Origin of the sequence: Neorhizobium phenanthreniclasticum, from assembly GCF_040066075.1 — a bacterium.
Classification (GTDB): Bacteria; Pseudomonadota; Alphaproteobacteria; order Rhizobiales; family Rhizobiaceae; genus Neorhizobium; species Neorhizobium petrolearium.
This window is the reverse complement of sequence record NZ_JBEAAL010000003.1, coordinates 25,623-41,721: the sequence shown is the minus strand read 5'-3', so window position 1 is coordinate 41,721 and position 16,099 is coordinate 25,623. Positions and strand designations below refer to the sequence as shown.

Here is a 16,099-nt window from a genome sequence, read left to right as displayed (position 1 = left end):
GCGAATGCCAATCAGCTCAACGACTTGCCGATAGCCTTTTCGAGGATTGCCCAGGCTTCATCGCCGTATTTAGCCTTCCAGTCCTTGTAGAAGTTGGCGCTGCGCAGTTTTTCCTGGAAGAGAGCGCCGTCCGGCTTGTTGAACTTCATGCCCTTGCCTTCCAATTCCGCCTGGACCGTGGCGTTGAGGCCCATGACATCCTTGCGCTGCAACTCGGCGGCGGCGTTGAAATGTTTGGCAACAATATCTTGTAGGTCTTCAGGCAAGGATTGCCATGCACGACGATTCAGCAGGATCCAGAAACCGTCCCACATATGGTTCGTCATCGAGACGTATTTCTGCACTTCGTAGAGCTTTGCCGTCGTCAGAATCGCGAGCGGGTTTTCCTGGCCGTCGACGATGCCGGTCTGCAGTGCGGTATAGGTTTCGGCGAAGTTGATGGACGCGGGCGCCGAGCCGAAGGCCGTGAACATCGAAGTCCAGAGAGGGCTCACCGGCACGCGAATCTTGAAGCCTTCGAGATCCTTCGGCGTTTCGATCGGCCCCTTGGATGAGGTGATCTGGCGGAAGCCGTTGTCCCAGATTTTTTCGAGCGTCAGCAGGCCCTTCTTTTCGATCTCGCCACGTACATACTTGCCGAGCTCTCCGTCCATGGCGGGCCAGACCTGATCGTAGCTGGGGAAAGCGAAGCCGACGCCGTTGAGCGATGCATTCGGAACGAGTGTAGAGAGGATGATCGGCGAAAGGCTGAACATTTCGACGCCGCCGGACCGAACCTGGTTCAACATGTCCGTATCCGCACCGAGCTGGCTCGACGGGAAGATATTGATCGCCATACGACCGCCGCTCTCCTCCTGGATCTTCGCGACCGCCTCCTTGGCGCGGATATTCATCGGATGGGTCAGCGCCTGGTTGTTGGCGAATTTATAAGTGAATTCGGCTGCATTGGCCGGACGCGTGCGGATCGAAAATGTCGTGGCGAGGCCGGTCGTGGCGGCGCCTAGAAGAAGCGTTCTGCGGTTGACGTTCATGAAATCCTCCTCCGATTTCAGTTCCCGGGTTTATGGTCTCACGGCCTTCAGAGGAAAACCGTCGAGAAGGTGGGCACGGCTGCGATCACCAGGAGGCCGATCATCAGTGCGCCGATATAGGGCCAGATGGCCTTCATGGCCTCATCCGGCGAAACATTGCCGATCTTGCAGGCGATATAGAAACCAATGCCGATCGGCGGGGTCATAAGGCCGATATTCATCGCCGTCACGACCACCATGGAATAATGGATATCGTTGATCCCGAGCGAGCGGGCGACCGGGAACATGATGGGCGCCATCAGCACAATCGCCGGAAGACCTTCCAGCACACAGCCGAGCACCATGAAGATCAGGATGGAAACACCCATGAATGTCATCCAGCCGCCCGGAAGTCCCTGAACGGCTTCCACCAGCTGCGCGGCAAAACCCGTCTGGGTCAGAGCCCAGGCCATGGCGGAAGCAGCGCCCAGGATCATCAGGATCGCGCCGGAAAGTGCCGCCGTTTCCACCAGCATTCCATAGAGCCGCTTCCGGCTGATACCGCCGTAAAGCACCATGCCGATGATCATCGCATAGAGCACCGCTATCGTCGAAACTTCGGTCGCGGTCGCGATACCCTCGCCGACGGCGGTGCGGATCAGGAAGGGCAGGACAAGTGCCGGCGCAGCAACCATCAGCGTCTTCTTGATGATGGTAAACGGCGCCCGGCGCACGCCTTCCATGGCTTCATGTCTGGATTTCCAACGTGCCAGCACCGCAAGCACCAGCAACAGCACCATGGCGATCGCGAAACCGGAGGTGAAGAGCCCGGCAATCGAGACGCCGGCTGCAGACCCCAGCACGATCAGCACGATCGAAGGCGGCACGGTTTCCGCCATCGCAGCGCCCGTCGCCAGAAGCGCTATCATTTCCGGGGGCTTGTGGCCACGGCGTTTCATTTCCGGAAAGAGTGCCGGTGCGACGGTCGCCATGTCGGATACCTTCGAGCCGGAAATACCGGAAACCAGAAAGAGCGAACCGAGCAGCACATAGGACATGCCGGCTCGCACATGGCCGAGCAATGAGGCCAGGAATTCGACGATCGCTTTGCCCATGCCCGTCGCATCGAGAATGCAGCCGAGCAGCACGAAGATCGGCACCGACAACAGGATGATGCTCGACATACCCTCGTCCATACGACCGATCATCACGAAAACCGGCACGGAGGTGGTGAATGCGAGGAAGGCCAACGTCCCGAGCCCAAAGCAGAAGGCGATCGGTACGCCGAGCACCAGGAACAGCGCCACCAACCCGACAAGGAAGATCGGGATGTTCCAGTTGCCGATCTCTCTGAGACCAGGACCGATCAGCCAGAGCAGACCGGTCACGGCGGCAATGACCACGAGGGAGATGGCGATCTGCCTGATGCTGGAGCCTTTGAACGCACTGGCGAGCGCCAGAACCAGCATAAGCGCCACGCCAACCGGCAGCGCGGCGGCGCGATAGCTCATCGGAATGTTGAGCGCTGCCGAGGTGATGAAGGATTCCTCGATCGCATATTCATAGGCCGGTCGCAGCATGGCACCCAGAAAAACAGCCACCAGCAGCATGGTGAAAGTCCCTGCCAAAGCCTGCACCTTCTCCGGCAGCATGCCGACAAAAAGCGTCAGCCTCAGATGTTCGCTGCGATCGACGGCCATCGCCGCACCCAGCATCGCAAGCCAGAGGAAGGAGATCGACGCAACCTCATCGATCCAGATAATGGGAAAGGAGAAAATGTAACGAGAAATAACGCCGGCCAGAAGCAGCGCGATGATCACGACGAGCAAAACCGCAGCAATCGCCTCGACGGGCCGCATCCAGGCGGAACCGGTCTGTTGAGGCGCCACGCCTTCGAGGCCCGCGAGCAACGACGCCTCGTCTATGGGCTCGATCGTGTTATGGGCTGCTGTCACGCATCATCCTCCTCTGCTGCGCGCTGATCGCGCAGGCTGAAGGACTTAGCTCCGGAATGATCGCAGTCTCTACCGCAATAGACGAATGCATCCTCCCCGATGATTCGCCCCTTTCCTCCCGACGGCAGGCTCCTCCAGCCATCCGCCCTGATCCATACTATGGATCACAATCCTCTTCGGATTATGGGAGTTTGCGTAACCCATCGAGTTTAGGCAAGTCCAAAAACGCCCGAACAATGAAAAAATTGCCGAATCGATCCACATTGTGGAATAGCCAATGACTCTCAGGAATTTACACTCCCGGAAACCGTGATATGCAACCCGCCATCAACCGGCAGCTCGATGCCGGTAATATATTTCGCTTCATCGGAAGCCAGGAAAACCGATGCCCAAGCGATGTCCCAGCCGTCTCCCTGCCGCTTCATCGGTGAAAGCGCATCCCGTTTCGCTTTCATCTCCTCAGCCGAACCATAGTAGCCGCTGATCTGCTTCTGGATATGCGGCGTATCCATAACCCCCGGCAGGACGGCATTGGCTCGGATGCCCTTGGCGGCATATTCGACCGCGACCGCGCGGGTGAAATGATTGAGCGCAGCTTTCGATGCATAATATGAAACGTATGGATAACCGGTCCACCGGATGGAAGCGAGCGACGAAATATTGATGATCGCGCCGTTTCCCTGGCGCTCCATGATCGGCAGAACTGCCTTGCAGGTGAGAAATGCGCTGGTGAGATTGACGTCCATCACCCGCCGCCAGCTCTCTTCGGTGGCCTCCGCAGCACCGCCCGGCGCATTGATGCCGACATTGTTGTGCAGCACGTCGATACGCCCGAAGCGTTCCATGGTCTTCTCGACGACAGCCGCGATGTCGGCGGATTTGGTGACATCGGCGGCCAGTGCCAGACCCGTTCCACCTTCGGATTCGATGACATCGAGCGTATTCTTCGCAGCATCGAGATTGACGTCGACGCAGACGACGCTGCCGCCCTCGCGGGCATAGGCGACGGCCGCAGCCTTGCCGTTCCCGAAACCTGGACCGGCCGAGCCGGCGCCGAACGCGAGAACGACCTTATTCTTCATGCGATCCATAAATGCTCCTCCAGACCGCCCTCCCGGCGGTCTGCGGCAACTTACGATGAGCTCGCCATCCGGTCCATGTTCAATGACGAACAGATCATGTGCAGAAATGCAATCAGGCGGCAGCCGCAGCCGGCATCTTCAGTCCGAGGATACGCACGGCGTTGTCGTGAAAAATTTTTTGCTTCACCGCCGGCGTCATTTCTATCTCCTCGAGCAGCTTCAGGCAGACGGCCGGATCCCAGCAGGGATAATCGGTGCCGTACATGACGTTATCCGCGCCGAAATATTCGATCGCAAACTTCATGCCCGCCGAGTGCGGCGAGACGGTATCGGTGAACATGCGGTGCAGATAATGGCTGACAGGCTTGGGCAGGCCGGCGGTCCCGGAATTCTTGTCCATGCGGCCTGACTGATAGGGCAACGCACCGCCCGTGTGCGACATGACGATCCTGAGGCCCGGATGCCGTTCCATCATGCCGGAGAGGATGAGACGCGAGGCCGCAGCGCTCACCTCCATCACGCGGCCGAGGCTCAGATGCAGCGCATCGTTATACCCCTGCAGGAGATCGGCGAAGACCGCATCGGTCGGATGCAGGAACATCGGCAGGCCGAGTTCCTCGACCCTGCTGTAGAACGGCTCCAGCCGCTCGTCATCGATCATGCCTTCCTTGCCGACGCTTCCCGGCAGGTTGACGCCCATCAGTCCGAGCCGGTTGACGGCATCGTCCAGCACGTCGATCGCTACCCTGGTATCGACCAGCGGCACGGCAGCGGACGCCCAGACACGACCCGGATAGCGCCGTTGCGCCCAGGCCATTTCCTCGTTCCAGGCGAGCGCAGCATCACGCCCCTCCTCAACCGACAGCTCGGAAAAATAGACCGATAGCGGGCCGATCGAGCAGACGACGGAAATGTCGTGGCCGAGGCTGTCCATATAGCCGAGCTCTTCATCGAGGTCGAACCACTCTTTCCAGCTCGCCACCGTCCCGCGCCGGCCGTTGGCACCCTGGTAGGTATAACCACCACGCGCATTCACGACGGCCTTCGGATAGCCTTCGCGCTTAAGAAGCGGCTCGAAAATCGACCGCGGCCACCAGTGGAAATGGGAATCGATGATCTTCATGGGCTTATCCTCGGATGTTCAGCGGGCGGTATCGATACGCCAGGAGTCGGTCCTGGATTCCAGGAACGACAGGATCTGGGTCAGGATGACGCCGAGCAGGATGACGATGACGATCGACACCATCATCTTGGTCGTCTGCATGAGCTGGCCGTAATAGGTGATCGCGTAGCCGAGCCCGGCATTGGCACCGAAGAGCTCGGCCACCACAACGCCCGTCAGCGCGCGGCCGACGCCGAGGCGAAGACCGGCCATCATCACCGGCACGGAACCCGGCAACGCGACCTGCAGGAAGATGTCGAACGGTTTCGCCCCGAAGGAACGGGCGGCCTTGGCAAGATCGCGGTCGGTATTCTTGATACCCGACAGGGTGTTGGCATAGATCGGCGTCAGCGCGAAGAGAAAGGCGATCGCAATGATCGTCGGCGTGCCGTAGCCAAGCCAAGCCACGAAAAGCGGATAGAAGGCGACGGTGGGAGCTGAATATTTGAACCAGATGAAGGGTTCGAGTGCTGCCTCTACATCCGGGAACCAGCCGGCCAGCATGCCGAGCACGATGCCTGCCACAGTCGCAAGCCCCATCGACCACGCGAAGCAATAGAGCGTTGCGCCGACATTAGCGGCGACCTGACCGTCCTCGAACTGAACGATGAACTCCGCCCAAACCTGGCTCGGCGTCGAGATGAAGAACGGATTGATGAACCCTCCGTCAACAGCGATCTGCCACAGGACAACGATGCCGATCATGGACAGAGTTCCGAGGAACAACGCCTGGCGGCGATAAAAGAGCTCGATCATTTCGACCTCCAGTCGCGAATCTTGTTTTCCACCGAACGGACCATGATGGTCAGCGTGTAGCCGAAGGCGCTGACGATCAGCGCATAGACCAGCAGGCGGTCGATGCGCATAGCCTGGCCGTAGAGATTGAGCTGATAGCCGATGCCGGCCTGCGACACGAAAAGCTCGCCGACGACAACGCCAAGTACGGCGCGACCGACTGCCAGCCGGATGCCCGTCAGCAGCGCCGGCAACGAACCAGGCACCAGAACGCGGGTGAAAATGTCGAACCTGGACGCCCCGAACGAACGCGCCATACGAAGGAGCCGCGAATCGGCTTCGCTCATGCCCGCCATGGTGTTCAGCACGATCGGAAAGACTGCGCCCAGGAAAACCACGGCGATCTTCGGCGCCATGTCGATGCCGAGCCAGATGACAAGGATCGGCAGCAGCACCAGCGTCGGCGCGATATAAAGTGCCATCAGCGGCGGATCGATCAGATAACGGGCGGTTTTCGACGTGCCGAGAAGCACGCCGAGCGGGATAGAGACGACGATCGCCAGCGCGAAACCGGCAACGAACTCAGTCAGGCTGATGCGGGCATGATAAAGAAAACTATCGTTCCGGAAGATATCGAGCGCCGCGAAGAAAACTTCCGTTGGCCTGCTGGTGAAGCGACCGTTCACCCACCCCATCGAGGGCGCTATCTGCCACAGGATGAGGAACAGGAGAACCGCAACGAGGCCAACCACCGTCGAGCGTGACGGCCGCAAGAAGGAAAGGGAAATCTGCCGGGTTTCCGCCGGTGCGGCGGTCATTTCTGCCGATCTCATGCGACCTCCTGTACCAGCTGCATGCTGGACATATCCTCCGCAAGATGGGCACGCAGCCGCCTGCGGAGATTGTTGAAGTCCTCGCTGTCGAGCACGGCCTCATCGCGCGGACGTGGCAGATCCACCTTGATGACTTCCTTGATATGTCCGGGGTTGCGGCCCATCACCACGATCTTGTCGGCAAGGAAGATCGCCTCGTCGATATCGTGGGTGACGAACAGCGCCGTCTTCTTGTCCCGCTCCCAGATGCGCAGGAGTTCGGTGCCCATGATCTCGCGGGTCTGGGCGTCGAGCGCCCCAAACGGCTCGTCCATAAGAAGAACTTCGGGATCGACGGCAAGCGCGCGGGCAATGTTGACGCGTTGGCGCATGCCGCCCGAAAGCTGGTGCGGATGATAGTCGGAGAAACGACCGAGACCCACGAGGCGGATCATCTGCATGGCCCGTTCGTTCAGGTCTCCGCCATTCCAGCGCTGCATCTCGAGCCCGAACTTGACATTACCGCGGACCGAACGCCAGGGCAGAAGTGACGCTTCCTGAAACACAACGGCACGATCGGGACCAGGCCCGGTAACCTCCTTGCCATCGATCCGGATCGAACCGCGCGACAGATTCACAAGCCCGGCCGCCGCCATCAGGAGCGTGCTCTTGCCGCAACCACTGGAGCCGACGATGGTGACAAATTCGCCCTTCTCGATCGACAGCGCTACATCATCGACCGCGGAAAACACCTCGTTGCTTTTTGGTTTCCGGTAATCGATCCCGAGATCGCGGATTTCAATCTGCGCCACTTCCTGCCTCCTCCTGGAGCAGGCTTTCGCCTGCTCTTGCCATACTATCATACAAAAGATTTACGGCTTCCATTCGTTGTAGGTGTCGTGGAATGTCCCGACCAAGTATTTCTCGACCGGCATGGGCTCCTTGTAGGTGCCGTTCATGATGCCGATGTCCCAGAAGGTTTTCATGCCGGCCTCGCTCGGCATACGGCCGTCTTCGAAGATCTCATCGATGAAATCGTCATAGCCGCGGTTCAGATACTTCTCTTCAAGGCCGAGCTTGGAAGCCAGAAGCTTGACCGACTCGTCCTTATTCGCTTTGGCCCAGCGGACCGCCTTGGCAAAGCCGCGCAGCACGGCCTTGATGGCGTTCGGATCGTTCTTGATGAAGTCCTCGCGCGCGTAGAAGACGTGGAAAGGGAAGTCCGGCGCGATCGACTTCTGCTGCAGAACCAGGTTGAAACCACGATCCGCCGCCATGAACTTTTCCGGCGTCGCAAAGATATTGACTTCGAGCTGACCGGCTTCCATCGCGGCAAGGCGCGGAACCGAGCCGCCCCCCTGCACGATCTGCACGTCCGTCTTCGGATTGATGCCCTTGGTCGAAAGCGCATATCGGGTCAGGAAGTCGGTGGAGGAACCGAAGGTCGAGATGCCGAAACGCTTGCCCTTGGCTTCCTCGAGCGTCTTGATCGACGGCACGGCATACCAATCGAAGACCGCCATGTTGAAGCCGCCATAAAAGACCTTCACGCCCTGGCCAGTCTCGACGCCGACCAGCGCTTCGGAAAAGGCGCCGACGCCGATATCCACCGCACCGGCAACCATGCCGCGCACCAGTTCCGTACCGCCCTTGAAGGCGACGACCTTTACGTTGACACCCTCTTCCGTGAAGAAGCCCTTGGCATCGCCGACGTAGATCGGCAGCAATGTCGAAGTGTTGAGCGGCAAGCCGATCGTGATGTCCTTTTTCTCGATCGCCTGCGCGCTTGCCCCGCTCCAAGACAGCGCGGTCAGAGCCGCCGCCGTCGCTATAATTTTCAGAAATTTCAGCATTTTCTCCTCCTTGTTCAATGCCGGCACTCCTCTGCGGCATCTGTTATGTTTGATCTCTTGCCCTTAGGCGGCCTCGCTTTTCGAGGCCGGGAAATCGGTCAGGCCCAGCATCAGTTTGCGCGCTTCGGCGACCACCGAAGGATCACCGTCCACGAAAGCCGTTTCGACCCGCTTCAACGACCGCGCCGTAGCCGGCGACAGGCTTTCGATCTTGCGGTCGAGCACCTTCTTTGGGTTTTCACTGGAACTCTGCGGCCAGATGGCTTCGCGCGCCTGTCCCCTCTCCGAGACGACAACCCGCGCCGGCCAACCTTCGCCCGTCAGGCCGTCATCGGCGAAAACCGTCACACGCTTTGCAAATGAGAGTGCTTCCGCACCGAACGGTCGGCTGCGATCCACATCCATCTGGCGGGCCGGCTCGAATGCCGCAATGCCAAGCTGCAGGCCGAGATGAGCGATGGTCGAAAGGCGATCCTCCGCAAGGAGGGGCCGGCTGACCACCGGCACGGCCACGGGCGGCAGAAAGACATGCACGCCCTCGATGGCAGCCGGATCGACGCCTTTTTGCAGAAGGCTCGCAAACGCCTGGATGGCATTGATGCCCTGACGGGCCGAAACGAAGGGTTTGGCGGCTACCCGCGCAATCGCGGCCGGATCGACATGCCGGGATTCGAGCGCACCGGCCGAAGCCGCCTGTCCCTTCATCCAGCCGGATGAGAGGAGATCGAGATCCCCCTTGATGCCTGCCTTCGCGGCAAGCGCCGAACGAATGCCCTTCAGCGTCGCTTCACCGATCACCAGCCAGCGGGCCGAAGGATTGCCGGACGGGCGGCCGTTGCGACCCGAACTGCCGGCCATGGAGAGCACCAGCGCCTGCGCGACCTGTTCATCTGGCAAGCCGAGCGCGATGGCCGCGCTGACCGCCGCTACAGCCGGCGCCGCGAACAGGCCGGGCCAGGTTTCCGGCAGCGCCGACACGCCGCCGACGGCTTCCGAAAGGGCTAGGCCGACCGCGTGGCCGGCGGCAACGGCCTTCACATAGGTCTCATAGTCCCCCGCAAAAATCAGCGCTGCCGGTACCGCCATGGGATCGGGCGTCGCACAGGAGGGCACATGGATCGCATCCCATTCCGTGAAACGGATAACCGCCGACGCGCCCGCAGCAGAGGAGACTGCGTCGCCCGCACCGGTTTCGCGATAGAAGGCGAGAAGTGAGGAACCTTCCCTCGAACCGGCGCCGGCCGCCAGACATGCGAGCGCGTCGACGGTATGCAGGCTCACGAGATCGCGGAGCTTCTGGCCCCCGCCATCGATCACCGAAAGAATGGAAACGAGATCACGTGCGTTCATTCGGCCGCCTCTCGTCGCCATGTATCACCAATCCCGACCGGCCGCGCGGCAACGATCGTCTCGCCGTCCAGGGTAAAGGCCGTCGTCAGGATGCCGTACGGCACCGGTGCGGCGAGCGGCTTCTCGGCATCTGCGATGATCTTGAGCGGCCGCGTGCCGTAGGGCGCTTCGAGATGCCAGTCGATGAGCTTGGCCCCATCAGGCACATAGAAAGCCGATATCGAACCGTCGGCCGGATGGGCGGAAGAAGCCCGGTCCATCTCCACGCTCACGGAGGCAAGGCGCGCCGCGATTTCGGAAACGGCTGAGAAGGTTTCTATGCGGCGGACCCAGATGCCGTTATAGGCGACCGAAAGGCGCACCGCGAAGGTGCGGCCGAGTTCCGCCTTGCCAGTGCGGATGAAGCAGCGATCCTTCGAAAGATCGGGCGCAACAGCCACATAACATTCCTCGGCGCCGGCTAGACGCACCGCCCGTTCGACGGGACCGGTGAAATCGCCGGCAAATTTCGAAGCTGCATCACCGGCCTTGAAGGCCTCGCGGGCGATCCCATCCGTCAGGCGCACGAGATTGAGTTCCGCCCCATCGACCTGACCACGCACTTTGGTGAAGAGGTCAGTCGCATCGGAAAGCTCGACCGGCAGGACCGAGGCAATCTCTTCCACAACACCACCCGGCATGCGGTCCAGTTCGACGACGCCGAGGCGTTTGGCGCCCACCCTGGCCAGCCGCTCGCCGGCGAGCTTGCCCGGGAATGGCGAGTGCGCCACTTCGAAAGTCGGAGCGACGGATTTCACCCATTCGCCGACGCGCTTCGAAAGCGCCGTCAGGAAGATCGGCAGACCTTCGCGCAGCACCAGAACCAGCCCGTCCGACCAGTAGGGCGTGAAGCCGGAAACCCAGGTGACGCCAGCCGAACGTACATGGTTGGTGTAGATCAGGACGCCATCCAGGCCGGCTGCGATGATCGCCTGCTGCAGGCGGACCTGCCGCGCCTTCACGTCGGAAAGCGAGAGTTCGTCTTCGCGCCAGAGGATCAGACCATGTCTCATGCCGCAACCCTCTTCGCATCGACGGAGAACAGCTGGCGCGGCGTTGTCGTCAGGATTTCCGGCCCATCGGCGCGGACGATCAGCGAGTCGCCATGCACGAAATAGCCGATCTCGGGATTGTAAGTGTTCGGGTGTACGATCAACGACATGCCTTCTTCGATCACTGTATTCACGTCTTCGAGGATATGCGGTTTGGTATCCGGGAAGAGGCCGAGACCGTGACCGCGCACGCGGGTATATTCGCTGGTCACATATTCGCCCAAACCGTGGGCGCGAAAAATGTCGTTTTCAGCGCGAGCGATATCGGCAGCGGTGACGCCCGGCCTTACCGCTGCAAGCCCGGCTTCGAGCGCGTCGTTATAAATACCGAAGACCTTGCGCTGCGCTTCGTTCGGCTCGCCCACAACCAGCGTGCGGCAGATCTGCACGTAATAACCGTTGACGCAAGGAGTGAGCTCGGTCGTCACCAGGTCGCCGGGCTTCAGCACCTTGCCGAGCGGCGGCGCCATGCCGCGCACTTCCGGACCACCGACGCCGATGATCATGAAATTGTCGTCGACACCTTCATTGCGAAAGAAGGATTCGATCTCCGCGATCAGCTCGTAATCCTTCTTGCCGACGGCAGCGGCACTGCGGAACACCGCGTAACCCTCGTCAGCCAGACGGGCCGCGCTGCGCACCGCATTTAGCTCGTCGATGGACTTCACCATCAGCAGCCGGTCGAGCAGTGCCGTCGCATCCTCGAAGCGCAGGTCGCCGCGCCGGGCGGCAAGTCCGTAAGGCAGATGACGCTTCGGACCGGCGGCGATGCGGCTGTTGCCCAGCCGGGCGATGACGTCCGACACCGTGCCGATCAGATCGTTGGCAATCGAGGTCTTCACCTCCGGGCATTCGACCGCAGCACGCTCGCCTTCAAGTTCATCGTCGAGATAGAGCGTCACCTCACCGTCGCGGGTGACGACCGCCAGCCCCTCGCCCTCCAGAATGCCGAAATCGGCGGCATAACGCAGATAGTCGTTCTGCCAGGCATTGCCGTAGAGCACGAGGCCATCCAGCCCCGCATCCACCATCGCCTCGATCAACCGTTTCTTGCGGATTTCGCCGATCATCGCCACGCTCCTCAGCCGTTTACCGCGATGCGGTGCGGCATGGCCGGTTCGCCGTAACCATAGTCGCGAACCGCCGCCTCAGTCGAAACGAGGCCGTTGGCGATATCCTCTTCCAGATCACTGCGGGAACGATTGCGCGGATCGCCATACCCGCCGCCGCCGGCGGTGAGGAAGGTGATGCGGTCGCCCGGCTTGAACTGCACGTCGGTCGCCTTGTTGACCCGCTGCTGCGTGCCGTCGGCGCGATCGATGATCGCCACGCTGACCTCGCCGGTATGGCCGCCATGCAGGCCCCAGGGCGGGGTGACGGTGCGGTCGAAGTTGATATTGCCGCGGCAGGCGCGCAGGCAGCGGTAGGTCAGCTCGATGCCGAGACCGCCGCGATGTTCGCCGGCGCCGCCGGAATCCGGTCTCAGCGCATGCTTTTCGATGATGAAGGGATACTTGATCTCCTGCAATTCGACCGGCGTGTTGCGCACGTCGCCTTGGCAGACGGAAACCGCCGCGGACTCGCCGTCCTCATGAGGGCGACCGCCCCAGCCGCCGCCGAAGATGTTCATCAGCAGGAAGCGCGAACCGTCATCGTAGAAGCCGAAGAACGAGCAGCCGCCCATGTCGCCCTTGTGGGCGGCCGGGATGAGCTCCGGAACGGCCGGCGCAAGCGCCTTGAGGATGGTGTCAATGACGGTCGGCAGCGCGATACTCCATTGGCCGAGCGCCGCCGGCGGACGGGCTGACAGGATCGTGCCGTCCGGCAGGTCGACATTGAGCGCCCGGAAGCAGCCTTCGTTGACGTCGAGTTCCGGCGAGGTGAGCGCCTTGAAGGCAACGCGGGCCGCCGCGATACCGCCCGAGCGGCCGGAATTCAGCGGACCGTTGACCTGCGGATGCATGCCATGGAAATCGACGCTGATGGTCGAGCCGGACACGATCACCCTGACGGCGATCTTCAGCGGGGTCGCCAGATCGCGGCCGTCATTGTCGAGATAGCTTTCGGCCGAATACGTGCCGTCCGGAATACGCTCGATCACTTGCCGCACCGCCTTATCGGCGTGGTCCCAGATGGTCTCGACGCAACTTTCCACCACATCGCGGCCATAGCGGGCGACGAGTTCGGAAAAACGCTTCGCGCCGATCTGGCAGGACGCGATCTGGGCACGCAGGTCGCCGAGGCTCGCATCCGGATAGCGGATATTGTCTTGGATGATCTGATAGAGCGTGTCGTTCAGCTCGCCGGCCTTATAGATCTTCAGCGAGCGCATCTGCAGGCCCTCGGAGAAAATATCGGTCGTCGCATTTGAGCCGAAACCCTGGCGGCCGCCGCCGATATCCACCCAATGCGCGCGGTTGGCGGCAAAGCCGATCAGTTCGCCGTCATGGAAGCAGGGCGCGTAGACGACGACGTTGTTGAGGTGCTGGCCGCAGATATGGCCGTGGTTCATGACAAGGACGTCGCCCTGGTCAAAACCCTGGAGCCCGTATTTCTTGATGCCGTCCTCGACCGCGATACCGAGGTCGGCGAGGAAGATCGGCAGGCCGCCGCGGTTCTGCGAGATCATCCGGCCGGTCGTGTCGATCAGGCCGCAGCAATAGTCGCGGACCTCATAGATCATCATGTTGTACGCGGACTTGCAGAGCGCCTCGGCCATTTCATCGGCATAGGCAACGATGGCATTGCGGACGACTTCGACGGTGATCGGATCGTTCTTCTTGAGAGTCATAATCTTATTCCTCGCTCTGCTTGGCGAGCGTCACCAGGAGATGGCCGGCTTCATGGACGACAACCTCGTCGCCGGGATGGATCAGGATGGTGGAATTCGGTTCTTCGATGACGGCAGGGCCGGTGAGCTTGAAGCCGGCCGGCAGAGCCGGGCGCCAGTAGATCGCGGTCTTGAGCGGCTTCGACGCCTCGTCGAAGACGACGTCGCGGCTGCCGACTTCGACCTCCGCTTCCGGCTCCCACGGACGCGACAGCCATTCCTCGGCCACGTTGTCGGTGCGGGCGGCGGTAAGCACGAGGCGCAGGCTGACGATTTCAAGCGCTTCGGTCGGCGCCGACTGGCTGTAGCGGCGGTCATGCTCGGCGTCGAAGCGTTTGCGGACCTCGCTCGTATCGCCGGAAAGCTGGGCTGTGCTCTCGATCGGGATGGAGATCGCATGTTCCTGGCCGACATAACGCAGGTCGGCGAAGAAGCGGTAATCTGCTTCCGTCTCGGAAATGCCGTCGCGCTTCATCTGCTCGCGGGCGCTGGCGACAAGTTCCGCATAAACCTTGTTGACCGCGTCTTCCGACAGTTCGCCGACCCGGCCGATAAAGGTCTGCACGAAATCCTGGCGCCAGGAGGCCATCAGCATGCCGAGCGCGGAGAAGGTGCCGGGCAGCTTCGGGATGATGACCTGCGGGATGTAGATTTCGCGGGCGATCGCGATCGCATGCAGCGGACCTGCGCCGCCGAAGGCGATCATCGCCGTATCGCGCGGATCAATGCCCTTGTGGATCGAGACGGCGCGCACCGAAAGCGACATGGACGTGTCAGCAATCTTTGCGACACCGAGTGCTGCTTCCACCGCATTGAGCCCCAGCGACGTGCCGACCTTGCTCATCATCGCCTTTTCGGACGCGGACTTGTCGAGCGGCATGCCGCCGTTCAGGAAGCGCTGCGGGTTGATGCGGCCGAGGATCAGATCCGCATCGGTCACAACGGGCAGATCCGCTCCCTTGCCATAGCAAGCCGGGCCCGGATCGGCGCCGACGCTCTGCGGACCGACATGCAGGCCGCCGGCATTGTCGACCCAGGCGATCGAACCGCCACCGGCGCCGACTTCGACAATATTGACGACCGGCAGCTGCATCGGCTGGCCATCGGCCTCTTCGCCAATGACATAACCGGTTTCGATAGCAGGCGCTCCATCGGTGATCAGGCTCGACTTGGCGGTGGTGCCGCCCATGTCGAAACCAATACAGCGCTTCAGACCGAGCAATTTCGCAAGACGCCCCGCGCCGATCATGCCGGCAACCGGGCCGGATTCCATCATTGATACTGGCTGTTCCTGCGCTTGGCCGATCGACATGACGCCGCCGTTAGAGCGCATGATATGGATCTTGCCGCCGAAGGCGCCGGACCGGAGGTAGGTTTCCAACCGCTTCAGGTAACCTTCGACGCGCGGGCCGACGAAGGCGTTGAGCGCGGTGGTCGAGGAACGTTCGTATTCACGGTATTCGCGGAGAATTTCATGCGACAGCGTGACGAAGACATTCGGCAGCGCCTCGCGGAGCATATCGCCGACGCGACGTTCATGAGCAGGATTGGCCCAGGAATGCAGCAGGCAGACCGCGACGGATTCGACGCCGGCGGCCTCGATCTCCGCGATGATGCCCGCGACCGTCCTCTCGTCGAGGGCCTGCAGAACTTCGCCGGAAGCCAGGACGCGTTCCGGAATTTCGAAGGTCAGGCTGCGCGGCACGAGCGGCTGCGGGCGCTTGAAGAACAGGTTGAAGGCCTGGATGCGGTTCGAGCGGCCGATCGCGTAGACATCGCGAAAACCGCTCGTCGTGATCAGCGCCGTGCGGGCGCCCTTGCGCTCCAGCACGGTGTTGATGGCGATGGTCGAGCCATGCAGGATTTCGTTGAGCTCATTCGGGTCGCAATCGGCGAGTTCCAAGCTGCGGGCGATGCCCTGGGTCGGATCGGCCGGCACCGTCGAGGTCTTCGACGTCACGATCTTTCCGTCGACATAACCGACAAGATCGGTGAACGTACCGCCAATATCAATTCCGACAATATTCATGCGTCCTCCTATCCGCACGCCACGGCGCGCGGAATGCTGTCTCTTCAGGGATTGGCCGAAACCTCGGCCTCAGGCGACAGGAACGCTCCGGCTGACGGTGGTCCCATCAGGCTCCCAAATCAGAATGTTCCAAGTCATTCCTCATCCTCGAACAGCATTTGATCCATTCGAACGACAACTAGCAACGGGT

Annotated in this window: 13 protein-coding genes; all 13 read right to left on the bottom strand. The window is 61.2% G+C overall.

Annotated features, from left to right (window positions below; genetic code table 11):
• Positions 1 to 11: 11 nt before the first annotated feature.
• The gene (locus ABK249_RS06395; protein WP_037156530.1) at positions 12 to 1,031 is read right to left on the bottom strand and encodes a TRAP transporter substrate-binding protein; all 1,020 of its coding nucleotides are present in this window, start codon (positions 1,029 to 1,031) and stop codon (positions 12 to 14) included.
• Between the two features lie 47 nt (positions 1,032 to 1,078).
• Entirely contained in the window at positions 1,079 to 2,944 is a 1,866-nt protein-coding gene (locus tag ABK249_RS06390; RefSeq protein WP_415926428.1) for a TRAP transporter large permease subunit, read from the bottom strand.
• A 305-nt stretch (positions 2,945 to 3,249) separates the two neighbouring features.
• Positions 3,250 to 4,056: an SDR family NAD(P)-dependent oxidoreductase gene (locus tag ABK249_RS06385; RefSeq protein WP_037156527.1), complete on the bottom strand. Its 807-nt coding sequence runs from the start codon at positions 4,054 to 4,056 to the stop codon at positions 3,250 to 3,252.
• Positions 4,057 to 4,159: 103 nt separating this feature from the next.
• On the bottom strand, positions 4,160 to 5,170 hold the full coding sequence (locus tag ABK249_RS06380) for an amidohydrolase family protein (protein WP_348862466.1): 1,011 nt from the start codon (positions 5,168 to 5,170) through the stop codon (positions 4,160 to 4,162).
• 18 nt (positions 5,171 to 5,188) lie between these two features.
• Positions 5,189 to 5,965: an ABC transporter permease gene (locus tag ABK249_RS06375; protein ID WP_037156522.1), complete on the bottom strand. Its 777-nt coding sequence runs from the start codon at positions 5,963 to 5,965 to the stop codon at positions 5,189 to 5,191.
• Positions 5,962 to 6,777: an ABC transporter permease gene (locus ABK249_RS06370; protein WP_037156520.1), complete on the bottom strand. Its 816-nt coding sequence runs from the start codon at positions 6,775 to 6,777 to the stop codon at positions 5,962 to 5,964. The genes ABK249_RS06375 and ABK249_RS06370 overlap by 4 nt, the downstream gene beginning before the upstream one ends.
• Positions 6,774 to 7,568, bottom strand: coding sequence for an ABC transporter ATP-binding protein (locus ABK249_RS06365; RefSeq protein WP_037156518.1), 795 nt, complete (start codon positions 7,566 to 7,568; stop codon positions 6,774 to 6,776). The genes ABK249_RS06370 and ABK249_RS06365 overlap by 4 nt, the downstream gene beginning before the upstream one ends.
• A gap of 60 nt (positions 7,569 to 7,628) precedes the next feature.
• Positions 7,629 to 8,609, bottom strand: coding sequence for an ABC transporter substrate-binding protein (locus ABK249_RS06360; RefSeq protein ID WP_348862465.1), 981 nt, complete (start codon positions 8,607 to 8,609; stop codon positions 7,629 to 7,631).
• A 63-nt stretch (positions 8,610 to 8,672) separates the two neighbouring features.
• Positions 8,673 to 9,959 carry an MmgE/PrpD family protein gene (locus ABK249_RS06355; RefSeq protein ID WP_348862463.1) on the bottom strand — a complete coding sequence of 429 codons (1,287 nt, stop codon included), beginning with the start codon at positions 9,957 to 9,959 and terminating at the stop codon, positions 8,673 to 8,675.
• Positions 9,956 to 11,011, bottom strand: coding sequence for an aminopeptidase P family N-terminal domain-containing protein (locus tag ABK249_RS06350; RefSeq protein ID WP_227704445.1), 1,056 nt, complete (start codon positions 11,009 to 11,011; stop codon positions 9,956 to 9,958). The genes ABK249_RS06355 and ABK249_RS06350 overlap by 4 nt, the downstream gene beginning before the upstream one ends.
• Positions 11,008 to 12,120, bottom strand: coding sequence for a M24 family metallopeptidase (locus tag ABK249_RS06345; protein ID WP_227704446.1), 1,113 nt, complete (start codon positions 12,118 to 12,120; stop codon positions 11,008 to 11,010). Before ABK249_RS06345 ends, ABK249_RS06350 begins: the two co-directional genes overlap by 4 nt.
• Positions 12,121 to 12,131: 11 nt before the next feature.
• Positions 12,132 to 13,841, bottom strand: coding sequence for a hydantoinase B/oxoprolinase family protein (locus ABK249_RS06340; protein ID WP_227704448.1), 1,710 nt, complete (start codon positions 13,839 to 13,841; stop codon positions 12,132 to 12,134).
• A gap of 4 nt (positions 13,842 to 13,845) precedes the next feature.
• Positions 13,846 to 15,909 (bottom strand): hydantoinase/oxoprolinase family protein, encoded by a 2,064-nt coding sequence (locus tag ABK249_RS06335; protein WP_348862461.1) that lies wholly within the window; start codon positions 15,907 to 15,909, stop codon positions 13,846 to 13,848.
• Between the last annotated feature and the right edge of the window lie 190 nt (positions 15,910 to 16,099).

Bases quoted from the DNA above. Each gene is read 5' to 3' on its own strand.
- ABK249_RS06395 (WP_037156530.1), bottom strand. From the start codon at position 1,031: ATGAACGTCAACCGCAGAACGCTTCTTCTAGGCGCCGCCACGACCGGC.
- ABK249_RS06385 (WP_037156527.1), bottom strand. From the start codon at position 4,056: ATGGATCGCATGAAGAATAAGGTCGTTCTCGCGTTCGGCGCCGGCTCG.
- ABK249_RS06380 (WP_348862466.1), bottom strand. From the start codon at position 5,170: ATGAAGATCATCGATTCCCATTTCCACTGGTGGCCGCGGTCGATTTTC.
- ABK249_RS06375 (WP_037156522.1), bottom strand. From the start codon at position 5,965: ATGATCGAGCTCTTTTATCGCCGCCAGGCGTTGTTCCTCGGAACTCTG.
- ABK249_RS06370 (WP_037156520.1), bottom strand. From the start codon at position 6,777: ATGAGATCGGCAGAAATGACCGCCGCACCGGCGGAAACCCGGCAGATT.
- ABK249_RS06360 (WP_348862465.1), bottom strand. From the start codon at position 8,609: ATGCTGAAATTTCTGAAAATTATAGCGACGGCGGCGGCTCTGACCGCG.
- ABK249_RS06355 (WP_348862463.1), bottom strand. From the start codon at position 9,959: ATGAACGCACGTGATCTCGTTTCCATTCTTTCGGTGATCGATGGCGGG.
- ABK249_RS06350 (WP_227704445.1), bottom strand. From the start codon at position 11,011: ATGAGACATGGTCTGATCCTCTGGCGCGAAGACGAACTCTCGCTTTCC.
- ABK249_RS06345 (WP_227704446.1), bottom strand. From the start codon at position 12,120: ATGATCGGCGAAATCCGCAAGAAACGGTTGATCGAGGCGATGGTGGAT.
- ABK249_RS06340 (WP_227704448.1), bottom strand. From the start codon at position 13,841: ATGACTCTCAAGAAGAACGATCCGATCACCGTCGAAGTCGTCCGCAAT.
- ABK249_RS06335 (WP_348862461.1), bottom strand. From the start codon at position 15,909: ATGAATATTGTCGGAATTGATATTGGCGGTACGTTCACCGATCTTGTC.